Source organism: Oribacterium sinus (assembly GCF_014202695.1).
Lineage (GTDB): Bacteria > Bacillota > Clostridia > Lachnospirales > Lachnospiraceae > Oribacterium > Oribacterium sinus.
Genome location: NZ_JACHHH010000005.1, coordinates 195,837 through 216,468, shown reverse-complemented (window position 1 = coordinate 216,468; position 20,632 = coordinate 195,837). Strand labels below are relative to the sequence as shown.

The following is a 20,632-nucleotide window of genomic DNA, read 5'->3' as shown; positions in this document are numbered from 1 at the left end:
TTTAGACTTTGTTCTATAAAGAGTCGGTCTTCTAAAGAAAGATGTTTTTGGTTACCGGGAATAATTTTACTCATAATAAACTCCTTCCATTGCTGCCAGAAGGAGGTCTAAACATACCATGAATGGTGTGAAAGAGAAAATATCAACTGTGCAGAAGTAAAATCTACCGAGAGGTCAATGAGTAGAATTTAGTTTTTCATTTTTGAAAAATGTATAAATATTTATAGAATATTGAAGAAAAAGCGTACAAGTGCTATAATTCCTCTTAAGAATTTATTTTTGCTTGCCTACATTTTCCCCTAAAAATTCTTTCTTTCCCCAAAGAAAGAGTAGCATAAGGGGAAAAGGCGAGGATAAGGGTTTAACCTTAAGGAGAGGAGTGTTTATGGACAGCACAGTAAAAAGAAAGGGAGGGCTAGGGTTCTGGATTTGTAACTTTGCCTTCACCCTGGAGCGCTTTAGCTTTTACTCCGTAAAGTGGCTCATCGTACAGTTTTTAATCGCCAGTGTAGTCGACGGTGGTTTAGGAGTAGCGAAGGAAAATGGTGCTACTTATCAATCTTTCTTCGTAGCATTTACCTATTTAGCGCCTTTGTTCGGTTCTTACATATCCGATCATTTTGTGGGTGCTAAGTATCTGGTTCCTATCGGCATGGCTTTGATCAGCTTAGGATATTTCTTCGGCTTTAGATCATCCAGTCTTACCGATGTTGCTATCATGATTGCTCTGGCTTCTATCGGAACAGGACTCTTTAAGCCCCAGACCAACTCCATCACCGGAAAGTTATTCTCCGATCCTAAGGATTTGGATATGGCCTTCTCCACTCAGTATTCCATGGTAAACTTAGGTTCTTTCATTGGAACCACCAGCGTGGGACTGATTGCAGGAGCAAGAGGCTACAGAATCTGTTTCCTGGTTTGCTCCATCGTTATGTTGGTGAATGCTGTAATGTTCTTCTTAGGTTGGGGACCCTTGGGAGAAGCAGGAGCTAAGCCTTTTAAGGATAGTGCAGAAGCAGCAGCATCCAAGGAGACCATTAAGACAGCTGAGCCAAGCAGACCTCTTACAAAGATCGAGAAGCAAAGAGTACTGGCAATTATCGCCGTTTCCCTCTTCTCCTCCATCTTCTGGATTTTCTGGTATTTGGCATATCTTCCGGTTTATGATCACTGGGGAGCAATGAATGATGCTAAGGAATTTATCAACATGAACTGGAAGCTTTTCGGATTCACGATTCCCACATCCTTCTTTGACTCTGAGAATGGACTTCTTTGTATTCTGTTAGGACCTGCTTTAGGACTCCTTTGGGCTAGAGATGCAAAGCGTGCCGGCGGCGGACTCAGTATCTTTAAGCATACTGCATTAGGTATGGGAATTTTAGGACTTGCTTTCCTGGTGGCTGCAATGGCAGAGATTACCAGAGCAGGAAGACCTGCAAGCTTGCTTTGGGTTGTAGTATTCGGTTTCTGTATGTCTCTTGGTGAGATGACCTTCTCTCCATTAGGAAATTCCTTTATTTCCAAGTTTGCTCCCGGAAAGCTCCTTTCCGCAATGATGGCGGTATGGACCTTCGCTATCTTTATTGCAGGACTTTCCTACGGAACCTTGTATAACATTATTTCCAAGATGCCATTTGCAGCGGCAAACTTCGGTATTGCAGCGCTTTTGATTATCCTTGCAGCAGTTCTTTGGATTATGGACCGAAAGCTGAACAGCTTGATTACCAATGATCAGGTAGAAGAAACGGCATAAGAAGATATAAGATAAAGCATTTAAGAAGGGGAGGGCTTTGAGCCCTCCCCTTTCCTTCCTATATTGCTTAGAAAATTTTTTTGATTTTGTATTGACCCTTCTTTCAAGCTCTAGTCATTCTGATTCAGCCACTCCATCAATACCTTCTTGTAAAGCTCCTCTTCATCTACAAAGCACATGTGCCGAGAATAACGGAAAAGCTCCCACTTGGCATTGGGGATAGCATCAAACATTAATTTTGCGATATAGGGAGAGCAAAGGTCTTCAGCACCGTTACAGATTAGAGTTGGCTTGGAAAAATCCTTCAACTGATCCATGTAATTATAATCCCGGAGAGAACCGGTGGGAGTAAATTCATTTGGACCCCAGCCTGCAACATAAGCTTCGGTTCCTGCTTTTTTCTTTCTTGTCAGGCACTCTGCTGCATCCGGGCCAAAGGGACCGGCACAATATCTGGTCATAAACTCCGTAATGGCAACATCATAGTCCGGATCACTGTAGTTTCCGGTCTTCTCCGCCTTGGCGATAGCCTCCTGCATCTCCTCGGGAAGATAGCCTACTCTTCTTTTCTGTTCACTTTCCCAGATGGCATTGTAGGGAAGGGTACTGGAAAGAATATAGCTGGCAACTCCCTCGGGCTTACATTCACATTCATAAATGATCGCCAGCATACCGCCCCAGGACTGTCCTAAGATATGGACTTCATCCAATCCTAAATGCTTTCTCAGGGCGATTAATTCGTTTAGCCAGGTCTCCTTGGTCCAAAGCTCCGGATGTCCGTCCAGGTAGGAGTTTCCACAGCCCAGCTGGTCATACATAATCAACTGACGTCCGTCCTTATCAGCAAGGTCATCCAAAACCTCGAAATAGTTATGGGTGGAACCGGGTCCCCCATGGAGCAGAAGAAGAGGCTTTTTATTGCCCTTATTCTCTCCAACAATACGATAATACGTTTCATAGCCTAAATAAGGCATGCGCCCTTCTTGAATCTGTGCCATAATGTCCTCCGTTTCTACCGGCTGAGCCGCTGGTTTTCTTAAATTATATTTCTTTTATCATACCATATTTTTCAAGAGATGTTAATTATTTAACGGGAAATGTTATGAAGCGGAAGTCGCTTAATACTAAAAATCCCCCAAGGGAGAATGACAATCCTTTGGGGGATTTTACAAATCTTCTAATGAGAAAACATCGAATTAGATAAGAGAAAAGCTCTTTTATTCTCCCTTAACGATACTTCCGTCTTCTTTTACAATCAGAAGATCCTTGGTGTAGTGGTTCAATACGTGGCATCCGTCCTCGGTGATGATTACCAGGTCTTCTACACGTACGCCGATATTTTCCTCAGGAATATAGATACCGGGCTCTACAGAGAAGCACTGTCCAACCTCGATAATCTCTTCATTAACGGAGGAAACGTCTCCCACCTCGTGATCCTCGATACCTGCGGAATGTCCGGTTCTATGAGTGAAGTATTTACCATAGCCCTTCTCCTCGATATAGTTTCGGCAAGCCAAATCCACATCGCACATTCTGTTGCCGGGCTTTGCCATAGCGATTCCGCGAAGGTTCGCATCTCGAACAATCTGATAAATCTCCTTATGTCTTTCACTGACTTCTCCAATGAAGACGGTTCTGGTCATGTCGGAGATATAGTCATTTAAGACACCGCCGATATCCAGGATAACGCAATCTCCCTTCTTTCCCTTAGTGTCGTCGGTAACGTGGTGAGGATCTGCGGCACCGTGTCCGTAAGCGGTAATGGGATCAAAGGAAACGCCGGAACAGCCATGCTTCTTATACAAATCTCTGGTTACGGCATTTAATTCCTTCTCTGTTAAGCCCTTTACCACATAAGGCACCAACTCTTCCATAACCTTATCATTTACTAAAGAGGACTGAATCATCAGTTCTTGCTCATGCTTGTCCTTAATCTGACGTACCTTGTCCACGATTACGGAACCGTTGACGAAGGAGGAGCCTGCCTTCAATTCCTGTAAGCGAAGGAGGAAACGTGCCGGCCAGGTCTTGTCGATACCCATAGGCTTATCCTTTTCGATGAACTCGGAAAGAATTGCTACAGGATCTTCCGTATCGTCAAAATAAGTGATTTCAACACCTAAGTCTCTCTCCTGGGGAAGCATACGGTTTACGAACAGATGCTTGTCACCCTTTGTGTTGATATACAATGCCAACATTCTTTCGCCGGGATGAATCCACTTTCCGGTTAAATAGAAAATGGCGGGTGGGTCGGTAATAATCATCTGAGAAAGATTCCGCTCCTCCATCTTCTTTAAAATCCGCTCTAACTTGCCCTGATCCATGTTGTTTCTCCTTTCTATAGAGGGAGAAGGGAGCTTCCTGCTTCCTTGCTCCAAAGAATAATGTGTTTGGCATAACTACCTAGATTATAGCAAAAATTAACGAAAATGGCACATTGGATGCAAATTTTTTGCAGAAATTGTAAAAAATTGAAAAGCCTGATATAGATGAAATTTATAACTAAACATTTGAAATAAGAATTAGCATAGGAAGGCTCCTTATGCTATAGTACAGAAGTCCTAGTTGATTAGTAGGTTTATAGGAAATGTAAGTTACAACAGGATGAAATGCGTATAGAAAAAGGAAGAAGTAGTAAATCCGAAAGTAGTAAGCGGAATGTATGGGAGAAGAAGGAGAAGAGAATTATGGATAACGTAAAGAAGAAAAAAATAGCCTTGGGGTTACAATTATTGATAGCATTGTTTTTAGGAGGGGCAGCAGGATATTTCCTTCCCCAATTCGCAAGCTTTTACCAGTTTCTGGGACAGGCCTTTATCCGGCTCATCAGTATGCTGATTATTCCTTTGGTGCTTCCCCTTGTGGTGGTGGCTGTGGCAGAGGTGTTGGGAAAGAATCATTTTCAGAAGCTCCTGGGAAAGACCTTCCTGTATTTCTTTGCCGTAACTACAGGAATTACCGCCCTTTTTGTCTTTGCTTCCTATTACTTAGGCTTTGGTCAGGGAGTAAATATCGGACAGGAAGGTGCAAGCTTGGAAGGAATCGCCACCGGGGTAAAGATTGATGAGTTTTTCTTGAACTTCATTCCTTCCAATCTTTTCAAGGCACTTACCGACGGCGCATTACTTCCGATTCTGATTTTTGCCATTTTCTTAGGCTATGGCGTAGGTCAGCTGGAGCAGGAGAAGAAGGAAGCCTTCCTTTCCGGCACAAAGATTTGGATTGCCGCCATTTACAAGATTTTAGACGCAGTGATTTTACTCTCTCCTGTGGGCGTCTTCGGCTTTATTGCCAAGGACGTAGCAACAACCGGAGTGGACAAGCTGGTGGGACTTGGACAGTTTGTTGTGGGAATGTACCTTGGCTACGGCGTTTTGGCACTTGTAATCTTCCCTGTTATTGCTATTCTATATAAGGTGAATTATGTAAAGCTTTTCAAGAGTATCGGAGATTTGGTGACACTGGCCTTTGTGTCCGGCGGCTCCAGCGTGGTTCTACCCCCACTTTTGAAGCGTTTGAAGAAGGAAGGCTATGACGAGGCGGTAACGGATTTCGTGGTACCTCTCGGCTACTCCTTTAATCTGGAGGGAGCAGCAGTGTATTTTGCCTTGGCGACTGTCTTTTTGGCAAATGCTTACGGCATTACTTTCACGACTCAGGCCTTACTGTTTACGGTTCTCCTTTTAAGTTTAATCGGAAAGACCGCGGCAACAATCCCCTCCGGGGCCATTGTAGTTTTGCTGGCAGCAGCTCCCCAGTTGGGACTTCCTGTGGAAGGTGTAGCCCTGATATTGTCCGTAGACTTCTTTGCAAATGCAGGAAGAACCGCTCTGAATGTGGTAGGGCAGGCTTTAGCAGTGGCTGTATTGGATAGTAAAAAAGCGAATGCGGAAAAAGTAGAAAAGACAGCAAAGGTGGAAAATGCGACAGGCAAGGAACTTGTTGCCAATGCAGGCTAAGGAAAGGAAATATTATGGCAGAGAAAAAGGTATATGTAATCCATGAAAATCTGGAGTGGACCCAACATTTGGTAAAGTGGCTGGAAGAAAAGAAGATTCCCTATGAACTATGGGATTTATCTAAGGGAATCCTGAATTTACAGGAGACTCCTCCTGAGGGCGTGTTCTACAACCGTATGTCTGCCTCTTCTCACACCAGAGGACACCGTTATGCGCCGGAATACACCGAGCAGGTGCTTTCCTGGCTCACAAGACATGGCCGTAAGGTGGTAAACGGTTTAGGAGCCATTAATCTGGAAATCAGTAAGGTAAAGCAGTATCTTGCCTTAGAGGAAAATGGCATTCCCCACCCCAAAACCGTGGCGGTTTTAGGACAGGATCAGATTCTGGAAGGCGCAAGACAGCTAAATATCTACCCCCTGATTACCAAGCATAACCGTGCAGGAAAGGGCTTGGGGGTACAGCTTTTCCAAAATGAAGGGGAGCTGGAGGCCTATGTCAACAGCCCGGCCTTTGAACCTTCCGTAGACGGCATCACCCTTTTGCAGGAGTATATTAAGCCCGCAGACGGCAGAATTCGCCGTTCCGAGTTTATCGGACAGAAGTTCTTATACACCGTATCCATTGACTCCTCCGACGGCTTCCAGCTCTGCCCGGCAGACGGTTGCCAGATCGGAAAGAAGAAGGAAGAGCTGGAAAGCTCCGAAAAGTTCCAAATCACAGAACCTTTGGAGAAGGAAAGAGAGCAGGCCTACACAAAATTTTTACAGCACAGCGGCATTGATGTTGCGGCGATTGAGTGGGTACAGTCGGAACGCGGAGAGATTTATGTTTATGACGTAAATACCAACACCAACTATAATCCCACTGCGGAGAAGAATGCCAATATCTACGCTCATGAGCATTTGGCTGAATACCTGGGCAAGCTTTTAAAAGAGCAGGGGTAAAAAGATTTTCCGGAAATAAAGAATACGGATTGGAAGTTTTTGTAAAGAGAATATAAGCAGCTTTATAAAGTGAAGGAAGGGGATGTTCATTCCCCTTCCTTTTTGCTATAAATAAATGCATAGAACTAGGGAAGAGGGTTTTACGTTTTGAAGGGAGTGAGCAGTTGTGACAGAGATCAGTGCCAGACAAAGGGATTTCTTTGATCGTCAGGTGATTTCTTTGATAAAAATGAAGTACGGGATGGAGGACATGAAAGCCATTCGTTCCTTTTTGTTCTCGGAAACCTATCAGATGCTACTGGATCCATTGACAGAGGTATATACCTTTAGTCCGCAAATTGTATTTGAAATGTGGGAAAGTGAAATGATTACCGGAAATCCTCGTAACTCGCAATATATCAGAGGTGAATAAAATGAGTAAAGAAGGAGAGTTTTTTATTTATCTTTTGGAAAGATATGCAGATTTCAAAAAGCAAAAAGCAAGTGATATTCTAAAGTTATGGGATGAGGCAGACTTGACCAAGCTGATTTATGATTTATACGAAATCTATCATGTGGAGCGTTTGGAGAATGCCTTTGAAGATATAGATATCTTATTAAAAGAAAGAAGTGGCTTAGTAGAAGCCTAAAACAGAAAGGAAAACCCATGAATACATTTATTTGCTATGACCGTTGCAGTACCTGCAAAAAGGCGGAGGATTTTTTAAAGGCTCACAATGTCTCTTTTGAAAAGCGCCCGATTAAGGAGCAAAACCCAAGCGTGAAGGAAATCCATGAGATGAAGGAGCGTTCCGGTCTTCCCTTAAAACGTTTCTTTAACACCAGCGGACAGTTGTATAAGTCTATGGAATTAAAGGATAAGCTGCCCAATATGTCCGAGGAAGAGCAGGAAGCACTACTGGCTACAGACGGTATGCTGGTAAAGAGACCTATATTCCTTTATGGAGAGAAGGTTTTGGTGGGATTTAAAGAAAAGGAATGGTTAGAGGCTTTAGGAATATAAGATAAATACTTCGTCGGTGATATTTGTTGTAAATAAAAGGGGGCTTACAGTCCCCTAATTATCTCACAGCACTTCTTCACATCTTCTTCTTTTGTGGACCAGCTTGTGCAAAAACGAATTACACTGGAGTTTTCATCGTAGCGTTCCATGTAGGCGTACTGGGTCTGCTTTTTTAATTGTTCCATTTTTTCATGGGAAATGACAAAGAAGACCTGATTGGTGGGATAGTCTCCGAAGAGGGGGAGCCCCGCATCCTTTAAGGCTGCCTTAATTTCCCGGGCGTAGGCATTTGCCTTTTCGCCGATATGGAGGTAGAGCTCATCCTTAAAGAGCTCATCAAACTGTAGGCCCAGAAGCCAGCCCTTGGCAATGAGGGCACCATGCTGTTTGATGGAGGTGAAGAAATGGGGAAGTCGGGTGGAATCCGGAATCACCACCGCCTCTCCGAACATGGCACCGCATTTGGTGCCTCCGATATAGAAGACATCGCAGAGCCTAGCCAGATCCGGAAGCTTAATGTCATTTTCCGGGGCGGCAAGGGCGTAAGCCAGCCGGGCACCGTCTACAAAAAGCAGCAGTTGATGCTTTTTACAAAGCTCGGAAATGGCAGTAAGCTCCGCCTTGCTGTACAGACTGCCGTATTCCGTGGGCTGAGAAAGGTAAACCATGCCGGGCTGAACGGTGTGGGCTTTATTTTCGTCCAAGGCAAAGTCGGAAAGAAAGGCTTCCAGCGCTTTCGGAGAGAGCTTTCCGTCTTTTCCATTTAGGGGGAGCACCTTGTGTCTAGTCAGCTCAATGGCTCCGGCTTCGTGCACCGCAATATGTCCGCTGTCCGCACAGAGTATACCTTGGTAGGAAGGGAGGAAGGAGTCAATCACCGTGGCATTGGTCTGGGTGCCGCCCGCCAGAAATTCCACCTGAGCGTCGGGACAGTGACAGGCCTTTCGGATTTTTTCCTTGGCGGCTTCGCAAATGTTGTCGCTTCCATAGCCGGGATAGGGCTTTCTGTATTCTTCCGTCAAACGTTTTAAGATATTTTCGTGACAAGCCTCCAGATAATCGGACTGTAATTGCAGGATATCGGTATTCATTTTGCCTCCTTTTCTTCGGAAAATCTTTTTTTCGATTTTTTTATTTTAAATAGGGATGAAGAAAAATGCAAATCGGAAACATCGGATAAAGGAAAGGTCCAAACCGAAAATTCACAGGTGGAAGACAAAAAGAAAAAGCCCGATTCGATATGTACCGGAACAGGAAAAGAGATAAAAAATTAAATCAAACGCTTATCTTGTCAAAAACCTTGCCGATTATAATAAAGACGGATTCTTCCAGGGATTTCGGATTTAGAGACGAAGGAGAGTCTTCCGTCGAGGAATGTTACGCATTTTCCGGCTTTGCGGTTTAAGACAAAGCATTTTCCTCTTGTAAAGACAAGAGCTTTGCGAAACATTGGCCTCGACCTTTTTAGAAGTATAGAGTATTTAAGGGAGTAGTTAAAAAACGGTCACGTTGGCTAAAGGCTTTGCAGCATATTGCAGGGCCCGAATTACCCCTTAGGGATAGAGAAAAGTCGGTCAGGGAGGTCCTTCTTTTTTCCGGAATGGAGGCAAAATGAAGAAACAAGGAATAGACAGAGTACTGTTCCCCTTGGCTACAGCCATTCTGCTTGGTTTGTTCGGCGGACAGGCCTTTGCGGAGGGGCACAGTGGCACAGCTTCTGAAGGAAGATGGCAACAGGATGGAAACAACTGGAAGTATGTGGACGGTAACGGTCAGGAGAAGACCGGCTGGGTGGAAAACAAGGGACAGTGGTATTTTGTGGATCCCCAGAGCAAGAATTTAAAAAGCGGATGGATGGAGAAGGACGGAAAATGGTTCTTCCTGGACACCAAGGCGGATTCTTTAGGAAAGATGGCAACCGGATGGCAGTGGGTTGACGGCTACTGCTATTACTTTGCCGGAGATTCCGGAAGAATGTATCATAATGAAAAGACACCGGACGGCTTCTTTGTACAGGAGGGCGGAAAGTGCGCCAATGAGAAGGGTGAGCCATTATTCGACCTTTCCAAGGGTGTGCAAAGCACGAAAGAGAAGGAAGCGGTAGCGGAGCAGGCCAGAAAAGAAGGCAAGAGCCTGGAGGAAATCGTAAGTCTTGTGGCACAGGTAAAGTCTGAACCTACAGGAACTTCCCAGTCCCAGGCCGCAGAGGCCGATGCAGGAGCGGTGAAGTTCTCCGGCGTGGTTAAGAGTGCAGGAGGCTCCGGTGGAGGAGGCGGCGGTTCCAGCTCCGGCGGTGGTGGCGGAAGCTTTTCCGGTGGCGGTTCCGGCGGGGGAAGTTCTTCCGGAGGCGGAAGTTCCTCCGGTTCAAGCAGCAGCGCTTGGCAGACCAGCTATAACCCATCAACTAAGAATCCTTTTGCAACGAAGGAAGAGCTGTATAGCTTCCATTTACAAAATGAGCTAGCTAGAAAACAAGAAATTGAGGCGCGTTATCGGGAACAGCTTAGACAGGAACAGGAACGCCTGGATAGGCAGATAGCGGAACAAAAAGAGGCCGCCAGAAAGGCGAGAGAAGAAAAAGAGCGGAGAGACCGTGAAAATGCTGAGCTTTTAAGACAGCAGCAGGCTAAGAGAGAGGCGGCTTTCCGAGAGACAGAGGAGAAATTTAAAAACGGTTTAGAAGAGCCTGATCGCCTTCAAGTGATTTATAAGAAGGGAGAAAGCAGATTCGCTTTATTTGCCAAGGGTGTCGATTTAAATGCAGGAAGCTTCAGAAAAGATGAGAATCTGGTTATTGCAAAGAATACCTACACTTTTGAAATCATTCCCCAAACCGCTTCTTCCGGCTTTTATGATACTGCGAATGTAGCGGAAAGAGTATACGGTGCAGGAGAAGAGAACTACATTTCCAGATTAAGCTACTATGCGGCAGAACGAGATGCTTTACGACATGCCCTTTTACAAAGAAGTCGTGACGTGGTGAATCTCCGGGGAACAAGCCCTCAAAGCGGAAGTTTTAAGGCAAAAATCTTTGGAAAACTCCATAGTCTGGATGAGCTTTATACCGAGGCTGTTACTCCTACAAGGTCCAGCGCTTATGCCCTGTATCCAAAGACACAGGAAGCCGGTCAAAGCCAAAGAGCCAGCGCGTCCACCCTTTCTCGTTCAGAGGCAACAGCTTCCGCTTCCAACTTGGGAAGAGAGGAAGCACAGAACAGTACCCTTCCCCAGAACTTAAGAAATGAAGCTCTCTTTGATGAGAAGGAAGTTAATCCTTCCGACTTTTCCGAGAAGGTTTTGGAGTATTTGAAAAAGGGAGAGGTTCTGCTTCTGGAGCATAGCGGATTTAATAGAAGCGGAAATCAGATTGCCGTAGTTTACGGTGCAGAGTGGGATATCTATGGAGAATTAACCGCATTATATCTTACCGAGCCGGATGATAGTCTGCAGGCAATAAAACGTTATCCTGTGAAGAAGCTGAGTGGAAAAAAGGATGGTAATATCGAAGAAAAACTGGTCTTCACACCGGAAAAGAATGACAAAGTACAGTCTAAGCTGAAGTACTTCTATACGGTAGAGCTGTATGAGAAAGAGCCGGAGAATTTATTCTTTGACGTAACAGACTAAAGCTTTGGAGCAATCATTTTTCAAAACAAGAGAAAGAAAACATATAAAAAAGAAACGCTGAAGTAGCGCTCAGAAGACTAGAGCACTTTTGCTTTTCGAAATATAGCCTGTAATAAGGGGCAATCTGAGCCCGCGGGTTCTTGGCTTTTGTACTATAAAAGCTTAGAACCCCTGCGAGGCGAAGTTAGCGGGAGCGTGCCCCTGTTACAGGCTATATTGTTGAAAAGCGATAAATCACTACTTCAGCGTTTCTTTTATGTAAATTATTTCTCTTCTTCTACAGACTCGGTAAGCTTTGCTACCTCCATGTTCTGAGGCAAAATCGCACTTAAGATTAAAGCAACAACAAAGACTACCGCTACGACATTTTCCCCGAATACGGTCTGTACGATGGAGGGGAAGATGTGCCAGATGCTACTCTCCGTGCTGGAGGTAAATCCGATACCTACTGCCAAGGAAAGAGAAGCGATGACGATATTTCTCTGGCTGAAGCCGCAGGAAGCAATCATCTGCATTCCGGAGACTACGATGCTACCGAACATCATAATGGTACATCCGCCCAATACGCACTGGGGAAGGGAAGCAAAGAAATGTCCTACAGGAGGCAGAAGCCCTGCCAAAAGCATAGCTACCGCACCGGTGGCAATGGTGAAGCGGTTTACCACCTTGGTCATAGCGATAAGACCTACGTTCTGGGAGAAGGAGGTTACGGGAGCACAGCCGAAAAGTCCGGAAATGCTGGATCCGAATCCGTCACATGCCAGAGAACCGGAAATTTCCTTTTCGGTGATTTCTCTGTTTAAGCCGGAGGCTACCATGGCTGTAGTATCTCCGATGGTCTCTGCTGCGGAAACAAGGAAGATGATACAAACGGAAAGGATGGCGCCGATGTTAAACTGTGGAGTAAAGGGGAAGAGTCTTGGTAAAGACACAAAGCCGTCAGAGAAAATCAGGCTTAAATCCACCTTGCCCATAAATATGGAAAGAATATATCCAACAATCAAGCCGGCCAATACGGAAAGCTGCTTCATATAGCCCTTTACGAAGATGCTCCAGCCGATGCAGGTAAGTAAAGTTACGGTGGCAATGATTAAGTTTTCTTTGGAACCGAAGTCATCTCCGTAGCCTCCGCCGAAGGAACGAGCACCTACGGTAAAAAGGGAGAAGCCGATGGCGGTTACTACGGTTGCGGCAACGATGGGAGTAATGATTCTCTTCCAATACTTTGCCAAAAGTCCTAAAACACCTTCAAAGCAACCGCCTACGATTACGGCACCGATGACGGTGGGGTAACCGAAGTTTGCGGCAATGGTGGACAGGATGGTCACAAAGGTAAAGCTTACACCCATTACGATAGGAAGCTTAGCGCCAATCTTCCAGACCGGATACAGCTGGATAAAGGTGGCGATACCTGCGGCAAACATCGCATTTTGTAAAAGCATGGCGATTTCCTGCTGGGTAAGGGCGGGCTGTGCGGCTCCTGCGATAATAGTAATAGGGGCCAGGTTGGATACGAACATGGCTAAGACATGCTGTAAGCCGAAGGGGATGGCCTTTCCGATGGGCACTCTTCCGTCCAGCTTGTAAATGTTCTCCATGCGTGCTACTGACTTTTCTTGACTCATTTTTCCTCCTTCGTTTGTTTGAAAAAGAAAAAAGATTCCTGAAATATCACCGGGAAATAGATATTTTCAATGGTTTGTGCCTAAGGAGCTTCCTGATTTGCTCCCAAGCAGCATTTTCCGATGTCGGACTGTAGAGCTTTCTTCCTTGAAAATGTAGCTATTCCTTTTTGTGATTTTTCATAGAAATCTTTCCTGTTTTTTCAAAAAAATAAAAAATCCTATAACAAGAATCTGGACTGTATTGTAACACCCTGTAAAGTGCTTGTCTATATTTTGACAATACGCCAAAAATTAGACAAGTTCACGGAAATTTCTAAAAATAAAGGAAAAACCTTGGAAATATTAAAATGGCTTTTTGGCAAAAAATCCAGTAATATCAAGCTTGTAGGAAGATGCAAGGATAAGCTGTAATGGAAGGGATTTTTGCCAGTCAGTACAAAATTTTAGATTATCTAAAAAATTTTTTTGTTAAATCTATGACAGAAGCACCAAAAAAGCTTGGCAAAAACTGTGAATAGACTCCAGAAATGGGTGATTTTATACTTAGACAAAGCCATTCCGGAGGAAGAAGGCCTTGTATTTTCGTAACCAATGGATGCATTTGCAAACAGTCAGGAGGGTTTCCATGCGTGCAGTAGGGAAAGATAAGATTCGTGTTGATGCCTATGGAAAAGTCACAGGCGAAGCAAAGTATACTGCGGACTTAGAGCCGAAGAATATTTTGCACGGTAAGGTTTACCATTCCACCATCGGAAATGGTTTGGTAAAGAGCATTGATACCAGTGAGGCGGAGAAGGTACCGGGAGTCGTAAAGATTCTTACCTGCTTTGATGTGCCGGATATTCAATTCCCCACAGCAGGACACCCCTGGTCTGTAGAGAAAGCCCACCAGGATATCTGTGACAGAAAGCTTCTGAATCAGAGAGTCCGGATTTACGGAGATGATATTGCCTGCGTCATTGCGGAAAATGAAGTGGCCTGTGACCAGGCTCTTCGCCTTTTAAAGGTGGAGTACGAGGAATATCCTGTGATGACTACCGTGGAGGAGGCATTGGCGGAGGGAGCACAGGCGCTTCACCCGGATCTTCGTAAGGACAATGTTATCGTTCATAGCCACATGACTATGGGAGAGAAGGATTATACCTTTGAGGAAGGTCTTAAGAAGGCCAGGGAAGAGTATGGAGAGGAAAATATCTTCACTCTTGAGCGTGTGTATGATACGCCGAAGATTTCTCACTGCCATATCGAGCTTCCTGTATCCTTTGCCTATGTGGATGTGAATGACAAGATTACCATTGTCTGCTCCACCCAGATTCCCCATATCGTTCGTTTATATACCGCTATGGCGCTTGGAGTTCCTGCAGGAAGAGTTCGTATTATTAAACCCTATATCGGCGGCGGATTCGGTAACAAACAGGACGTATTGTATGAGCCGTTAAATGCTTACATGTCCATGCAGGTGGGCGGAAGACCGGTGCGCTTGGAGATTTCCCGTGAGGAAACCATTTACGGCACCAGAACCAGACACCAGATTACCGGACATACCAAGGCTGTGGTAACAAAGGACGGACAGATTCTTAGCAGAAGGATGGAAGCCTTTGCCAACAACGGGGGTTACGCTTCCCATGGCCACGCCATCTGTGCAAACTGCGGAAATGTCTTCAAAGAATTATATATTGATAAAATCGGTACAGAGGTAGACTGCTGGACTGTTTATACCAACGCGCCTACAGCAGGTGCTATGAGAGGATACGGTATTCCCCAGTCCGTATGGATTACCGAGTGCTTAACCGATGATCTGGCAAGAAAAATCGGAATGGATCCTCTGGAAATTCGTTTAAAGAACTGCATTCCTGCAGGCTTTAAGGATCCTCATAACGGCATTACCTTCCATTCCTATGGATTAAAGGATTCCATAATAAAGGGTGCGGAGCTTGCCAACTGGAAGGAGAAGAGAGCGGAGTACGATAAGCCTCAAAGCGGAGACAAGAGAAGAGGTATCGGTATGGCGATTTTCTGCTATAAGACCGGTGTTCATCCTATCGCTTTAGAGACTGCTGCGGCTCGTATGGTATTGAATCAGGACGGTTCCTGCCAGCTCTTTATGGGAGCTACGGAAATCGGACAGGGTGCGGATACCGTATTTACCCAGATGGCAGCAGAAGCCTCCGGTATTCGCTACGAGGAGATCTATATTGGATCTACCCAGGATACAGACACCTCCCCCTTCGATACAGGAGCTTACGCTTCCCGCCAGACCTATGTTTCCGGTATGGCTTGTAAGAAGGTGGCAGAGGAGTTTAAGGATCGTATCTTAGACTATGCGGAATATATGTTAAACAATGCGGTACAGGATTTCTCCAAAACCGTGTATGTGGAAGAGGTTACCGCTGCGGCAAAGAAGATTCGAGAGCTTCTTTCCCTTTCCGAAGAGACAGAGATTTCCAAGGATTCCTTAGAACTGGTGGATTCTCAGATTGTGGAAAAGAAGAGCGGAAACCCATTACTTCCCCTTGCTATTTTGGCAGACACCGCGTTCTATTCTTTGGATAAGTCCGTGCATATTGCGGCGGAATGTACCAACCACTGTAAGAGCAATACCTTCTCCTCCGGTGTGTGCTATGCCGAGGTGGAAGTGGATATGCCCTTAGGTTTGGTGGAGATTTTACGAATCGTGGAAGTGCATGATTCCGGAAAAATCATTAACCACGACACGGCAAGGGGACAGGTTCACGGCGGAATGGCACAGAGCCTTGGCTTCGGTTTATCCGAGGATTTACTGGTAGATCCGAAGACCGGAAAGGTATTAAATGCCAACCTCTTAGACTTTAAGATTCCTACCGCTATGGATGTTCCCGATCTGGAAGTGGATTTTGTGGAGCTGGAGGATCCCACCGGCCCCTACGGTAATAAGTCCTTAGGAGAGCCTCCTGTTATTGCAGCGGCTCCTGCAGTAAGAAACGCTATCTTACAGGCTACCGGCGTTGCCATGAATGTGGCGCCGATGACCAGCCAGAGACTCACAGATGCCTTCCGCGAGGCAGGATTAATTAAGACAATCTCTGTAGACTAAGGAGGAAAGCGATAGGGAGGGCTTCCTCCCTATGCCGGTTTCTTCTCAAGATTGTATAGAACATAGAGGACAGGGGCTCCTGTTTTAAGCGGGATTCCCGTCCGTAAAACACAAGAGTGATATTTATCTTATGGTAAAGGAGAGGATAAAGACATGTTTGATTTACAGGGATTTCATGAAGCAAAGGATGTAGCGGATGCGGTGCAGGCCTTAACTGCCAATCCCAATGCGGAAATCATTTCCGGCGGAACCGATGTATTGATTCGTGTTCGTGAGGGAAAGGATGCGGGGAAAGTGCTGGTATCCATTAAAAATATTGAAGAAATAAAGGGCGTAAAGCTTTTGGACAACGGAGACCTTTTCATTGGAGCAGGAACCTGCTTTACCCATTTGACCAATGACCCTCTGGTACAAAAGCATATCCCCATGCTGGGAGAGGCCGTGGACACCGTTGGAGGTCCCCAGATTCGAAATATGGGAACCATCGGCGGAAACATCTGTAACGGAGCAACCTCCGCAGACTCCGCAGCAGGCATGCAGGTTTTAAATGCCATTGTTTGCCTGACAGGCCCCAATGGGGAGAGAAGAGTTCCGATTTCCGAGTTTTATACCGGCCCGGGAAAGACTGTCCGTGAGCAAAATGAAGTTTGTACCGGCTTCTTAATCAAGAAAGAAGATTATGAAGGCTTCAGCGGAAAATACATTAAGTACGGAAAGAGAAAGGCAATGGAGATTGCCACTCTGGGCTGTGCGGTAATGGTAAAGCTGGACAAAGAGAAGAAGCATATTGAAGAAGTAAGACTGGGCTACGGTGTAGCGGCTCCTACCCCCATTCGTTGCCCGAAGGCGGAGGAAAGCCTGAAGGGTGCGGCTTGCACCGATACGGAAAGAATGGAGAACTATGTAAATATCGCCTTAACAGAGGTTCGTCCCAGAAGCTCTTGGAGAGCTTCCAAGGAGTTCCGTTTACAGGTGATTTCAGAGTTGGCAAAGCGTGCTTTAAAGGAAGCCATTGTTTTACAAGGAGGACAGATCAATGCTTAAAATTATTCATTTTAAGGTGAATGGAAGAGATGTGGAACTGGCTGTGGATGAGAGAGAGTCTCTCTTGGATGCCTTGAGAGTGCGTCTTGACTTAACTTCTGTAAAGAAGGGCTGTGAGGTAGGAGAGTGCGGAGCTTGTACCGTTTTGGTAAATGGAGAGGCAGTGGACAGCTGTATCTACCTGGCTATGTGGGCAGACGGAAAGTCCGTTCTTACCGTAGAAGGTCTTAAGGGGCCAAACGGAGAGTTAAATCCGGTTCAGACCGCATTTATCGAAGAAGCAGCGGTGCAGTGCGGCTTCTGTACTCCCGGACTGATTCTTACCGCTGTGGAGATTGTGGGAACAGGAAAGGACTATACCAGAGAAGAGTTAAGAAAGCTGATTTCCGGACATCTTTGCCGTTGCACCGGTTATGAAAATATTTTAAATGCCGTAGAAAGAGTAGTGAAGGAAAATCTTCAGAAAGCAAACTAAAAAATATTTTGGTTTTTGCCTAAAAATTTGTTAGGCAAATCGCACAAAAGTTTTTACTCTCTTTTGGAAAAAAGGGAAGTCTTTGCGGTGGGGGTGGCAACTCTCACCGCTTTCGTTTATAATCATATTGTTAATTTGTAAACGACATAATTATTTTTTAGATTATAAGGAGCGAGCTAAAAAATAATAAGATATCCTGCAGGAATACGGATTGCGATAAGCAGCCGAAAGCTTTTCAAAACAGTAAGAATGCTTAGCCGATAAAGGGGAGGAGCAATTTCTTTTTCTTCATCGGCTTAGGAGAAAGAGTAAAAAGGGAAGAGGATACCTTCGTCGCTATATTGAGTTTAGGAATTAGGAGATGCTTATGGAAGAGATGGATGTATTTCGTTTTATTGTAAACGGAAAAGAGGTGGAAACAAAGGAAGATAAGCCTTTGCTTCGTTTTCTTCGTGACGATTTAAAGTGTAAGTCCGTAAAAGACGGTTGTAGTGAAGGAGCCTGCGGAACCTGTACCATTTTGATTGATGGAAAGGCTGTGCGTTCCTGTATTTTGTCCACCAAAAAGGCAGTGGGAAAGAACATTGTTACTGTTGAAGGACTGAGCCTTCAGGAGAAGGAGGCCTATGTCTATGCTTTTGGACGTGCCGGTTCCGTACAGTGCGGATTCTGTATTCCCGGTATGGTGATGAGTGCCAAGGCTTTAATCGATGTGAATCCGAATCCAACAGAAGAGGATATTAAGAAAGCCATCCGCTCCAACATTTGCAGATGTACAGGTTATAAGAAGATTATCGAAGGAATTGCGCTTGCTGCCAAGGTGCTTCGGGGAGAGGAAAAGATTCAGTCCGAGCTGGAATCCGGAGAAGACTTCGAGGTTGGACAGTCCGCTTTCCGTGTGGATGTTCGAGAGAAGGTTCTGGGAACCGGAGAATATCCTGATGATGTGGAGATGGAAAACATGGTTTACGGAGGGGCTGTTCGTACAGAGTATCCAAGAGCCAAGATTTTAAAGATTAATACAGAGGCGGCAGAGAGTCTTCCCGGCGTTCTAGCTATCTTAAAGGCTGAAGATGTTCCTAACAACAAGGTGGGACACATTCAGCAGGACTGGGATGTTATGATTGCCGAAGGGGACACAACTCGTTGCATCGGAGACGCTCTTTGCCTGATTGTTGCTGAGACTCCTTCCATTTTGGAGGCGGCGAAGAAGCTTGTAAAGGTAGAGTACGAAGTGCTGGAGCCGGTAAGAAGCATTGCAGAGGCTAAGGCGGAAAATGCGCCTAAGCTTCATCCTAACGGAAATCTTTGTCAGCAAAGACACGTAACCCGTGGAGATGCCAAGTCCGCGATTGCTGCCGCTAAGTATGTGGTAACAGAGAGCTTCTCTACTCCATTTACAGAGCATGCCTTCATGGAGCCGGAGTGCGCCATTGCCTTCCCTTATAAGGACGGCGTGAAGGTTTATACCAGTGACCAGGGTGTATATGATACCAGAAAAGAGATTTCCATCATGATGGGCTGGGATCCTTCCAGAATCGTGGTAGAGAACAAGCTTGTAGGTGGCGGATTCGGCGGTAAGGAAGACGTTTCCGTACAGCATATTGCCGTGCTGATGGCTTTAAAGGTGGGAAGACCGGTAAAGGTAAAGTTCACCCGTCAGGAATCCATCAACTTCCACCCCAAGCGTCATGCTATGGAGGGTACTTTTACTCTGGCTTGTGATGAAAATGGTATTTTCCAGGGCTTGGATTGTGAAATCTACTTTGATACCGGAGCCTACGCATCCCTTTGCGGACCGGTATTGGAGAGAGCTTGTACTCATTCCGTTGGACCTTACACCTATCAGAACACCAATATCTATGGATACGGCTATTACACCAATAACCCACCTGCAGGAGCATTCCGCGGATTCGGTGTGTGCCAAAGTGAGTATGCATTGGAAATGTTGATTGATAAGCTGGCTGAGGAGGTAGGCATCAGCCCCTGGGAGATTCGTTTCCGTAACGCCATCGAGCCGGGAAAGGTTCTTCCCAACGGACAGATTGCGGATTCCTCTACAGCCCTTAAGGAAACCTTATTGGCGGTAAAGGACATTTACGAAGCCAACAAGAGCAGAGCAGGTCTTGCCTGTGCCATGAAGAATGCCGGCGTAGGTGTAGGTCTTCCGGACAAGGGAAGAGCCAGAGCGGTTATTAAGAACGGCGTGGTAGAGTTGTATACCGCAGCTTCCGATATCGGACAGGGCTGCCGTACCGTATTTATGCAGATGATGCACGATGGTACCGGTCTTCCGGTGGAGAAGATTGATCTTTCCAAGGGTTCCACAGAGGATTCTCCGGACTCCGGAACCACTTCCGGATCCCGTCAGACTCTGATTACCGGTGAGGCGGTAAAGGGCTTAGCCGTAGAGCTTAAGGGAGATTTGGACAAAGTAGGCGGAGACCTTTCCGCATTGGAAGGAAAAGAATATTTCTTCGAGTTCTTTGATCCCACAGATAAGCTTGGCGCAGACCTTCCCAACCCCAAGTCTCACGTAGCTTATGCTTATGCTACCAACCTGGTTCTTCTGGATGAACAGGGACAGGTAACGGATGTATATGCTGCCCATGACTCCGGAAAGGTTGTAAACCCGGTTGCGATTCAAGGACAGATTGAAGGTGGAGTATTGATGGGAATGGGCTATGCCTTAACCGAGGACTTCCCCTTAAAGGACTGCGTACCCACTGCTAAGCTTGGAACCTTGGGACTGCTTCGTGCAAACCAGATTCCTGACATCCATGCCATCTATGTAGAGAGGGATACACCTATCCCCTTCGCATTCGGTGCTAAGGGCATCGGAGAGATTGCCAGCATTCCTATTGCTCCGGCCATTGCCAATGCTTACTATGCCTTTGATCATGAGTTCAGAACCAAGCTTCCTATGGACAATACATTCTATAGAAAGAAGAAGGCATAATCCGGAATAGCAAAAATATAAGCTCATGAAGAAGGGACTATAAAAATCAAAAAAAATAGATTTTCGGCAATATAGGTCTAAATGAGGGGGTAGTCTGAGCCCGTCGGTACTTGCGAAAAACAAGCAAAACGCAGTTTTTCGCTTAGTATCCGCTACGAGGCGAAGCT

15 protein-coding genes are annotated in these 20,632 nt (G+C 45.6%); 11 read left to right on the top strand and 4 right to left on the bottom strand.

All coding sequences use genetic code 11. The features are described from left to right. Positions 1-385: 385 nt before the first annotated feature. A complete protein-coding gene (locus HNQ46_RS06450) occupies positions 386-1,753 on the top strand; it encodes a peptide MFS transporter (RefSeq protein WP_183683941.1) in 1,368 nt (455 codons plus the stop codon). 110 nt (positions 1,754-1,863) lie between these two features. On the opposite strand, the gene pepI is transcribed toward HNQ46_RS06450, so the two are convergent. After that, positions 1,864-2,751, bottom strand: a complete 888-nt coding sequence (gene pepI, locus HNQ46_RS06445) for a proline iminopeptidase (protein ID WP_183683939.1) — start codon at positions 2,749-2,751, stop codon at positions 1,864-1,866. A gap of 219 nt (positions 2,752-2,970) precedes the next feature. Then, entirely contained in the window at positions 2,971-4,077 is a 1,107-nt protein-coding gene (locus HNQ46_RS06440) for a M24 family metallopeptidase (protein WP_183683937.1), read from the bottom strand. Between the two features lie 363 nt (positions 4,078-4,440). Here HNQ46_RS06440 and HNQ46_RS06435 point away from each other — a divergent pair, with 363 nt between their 5' ends. From HNQ46_RS06435 to HNQ46_RS06415, 5 genes are all read left to right on the top strand, one after another. Then, complete coding sequence (locus tag HNQ46_RS06435; protein WP_183683935.1) at positions 4,441-5,712, top strand: dicarboxylate/amino acid:cation symporter; 1,272 nt, start codon at positions 4,441-4,443, stop codon at positions 5,710-5,712. Positions 5,713-5,726: 14 nt separating this feature from the next. Continuing rightward, a complete protein-coding gene (locus HNQ46_RS06430; protein WP_183683933.1) occupies positions 5,727-6,659 on the top strand; it encodes an ATP-grasp domain-containing protein in 933 nt (310 codons plus the stop codon). 166 nt (positions 6,660-6,825) lie between these two features. Continuing rightward, entirely contained in the window at positions 6,826-7,071 is a 246-nt protein-coding gene (locus tag HNQ46_RS06425) for a hypothetical protein (protein WP_183683931.1), read from the top strand. 1 nt (position 7,072) lies between these two features. Next, the gene (locus tag HNQ46_RS06420; RefSeq protein WP_007157749.1) at positions 7,073-7,288 is read left to right on the top strand and encodes a DUF3791 domain-containing protein; all 216 of its coding nucleotides are present in this window, start codon (positions 7,073-7,075) and stop codon (positions 7,286-7,288) included. Between the two features lie 17 nt (positions 7,289-7,305). Next, positions 7,306-7,662 (top strand): arsenate reductase family protein, encoded by a 357-nt coding sequence (locus tag HNQ46_RS06415; RefSeq protein ID WP_183683929.1) that lies wholly within the window; start codon positions 7,306-7,308, stop codon positions 7,660-7,662. 44 nt (positions 7,663-7,706) lie between these two features. Here the strand turns inward: HNQ46_RS06415 and HNQ46_RS06410 are convergent, their stop codons facing one another. Further along, entirely contained in the window at positions 7,707-8,753 is a 1,047-nt protein-coding gene (locus tag HNQ46_RS06410) for a threonine aldolase family protein (protein WP_183683927.1), read from the bottom strand. Between the two features lie 520 nt (positions 8,754-9,273). Here HNQ46_RS06410 and HNQ46_RS06405 point away from each other — a divergent pair. Then, complete coding sequence (locus HNQ46_RS06405; protein ID WP_183683925.1) at positions 9,274-11,289, top strand: N-acetylmuramoyl-L-alanine amidase family protein; 2,016 nt, start codon at positions 9,274-9,276, stop codon at positions 11,287-11,289. A 263-nt stretch (positions 11,290-11,552) separates the two neighbouring features. Here the strand turns inward: HNQ46_RS06405 and HNQ46_RS06400 are convergent, their stop codons facing one another. Further along, positions 11,553-12,914: a uracil-xanthine permease family protein gene (locus tag HNQ46_RS06400; RefSeq protein WP_183683924.1), complete on the bottom strand. Its 1,362-nt coding sequence runs from the start codon at positions 12,912-12,914 to the stop codon at positions 11,553-11,555. Between the two features lie 625 nt (positions 12,915-13,539). Here HNQ46_RS06400 and xdhA point away from each other — a divergent pair. From xdhA to xdh, 4 genes are all read left to right on the top strand, one after another. After that, entirely contained in the window at positions 13,540-15,987 is a 2,448-nt protein-coding gene (gene xdhA / locus HNQ46_RS06395) for a xanthine dehydrogenase subunit XdhA (RefSeq protein ID WP_183683923.1), read from the top strand. Positions 15,988-16,140: 153 nt separating this feature from the next. Then, the gene (xdhB, locus tag HNQ46_RS06390; protein WP_183683922.1) at positions 16,141-17,031 is read left to right on the top strand and encodes a xanthine dehydrogenase subunit XdhB; all 891 of its coding nucleotides are present in this window, start codon (positions 16,141-16,143) and stop codon (positions 17,029-17,031) included. After that, positions 17,024-17,506: a xanthine dehydrogenase subunit XdhC gene (gene xdhC / locus HNQ46_RS06385; protein ID WP_007157738.1), complete on the top strand. Its 483-nt coding sequence runs from the start codon at positions 17,024-17,026 to the stop codon at positions 17,504-17,506. The genes xdhB and xdhC overlap by 8 nt, the downstream gene beginning before the upstream one ends. A gap of 376 nt (positions 17,507-17,882) precedes the next feature. Continuing rightward, a complete protein-coding gene (xdh, locus tag HNQ46_RS06380) occupies positions 17,883-20,465 on the top strand; it encodes a selenium-dependent xanthine dehydrogenase (protein WP_183683964.1) in 2,583 nt (860 codons plus the stop codon). The last annotated feature ends 167 nt before the right edge of the window (positions 20,466-20,632 follow it).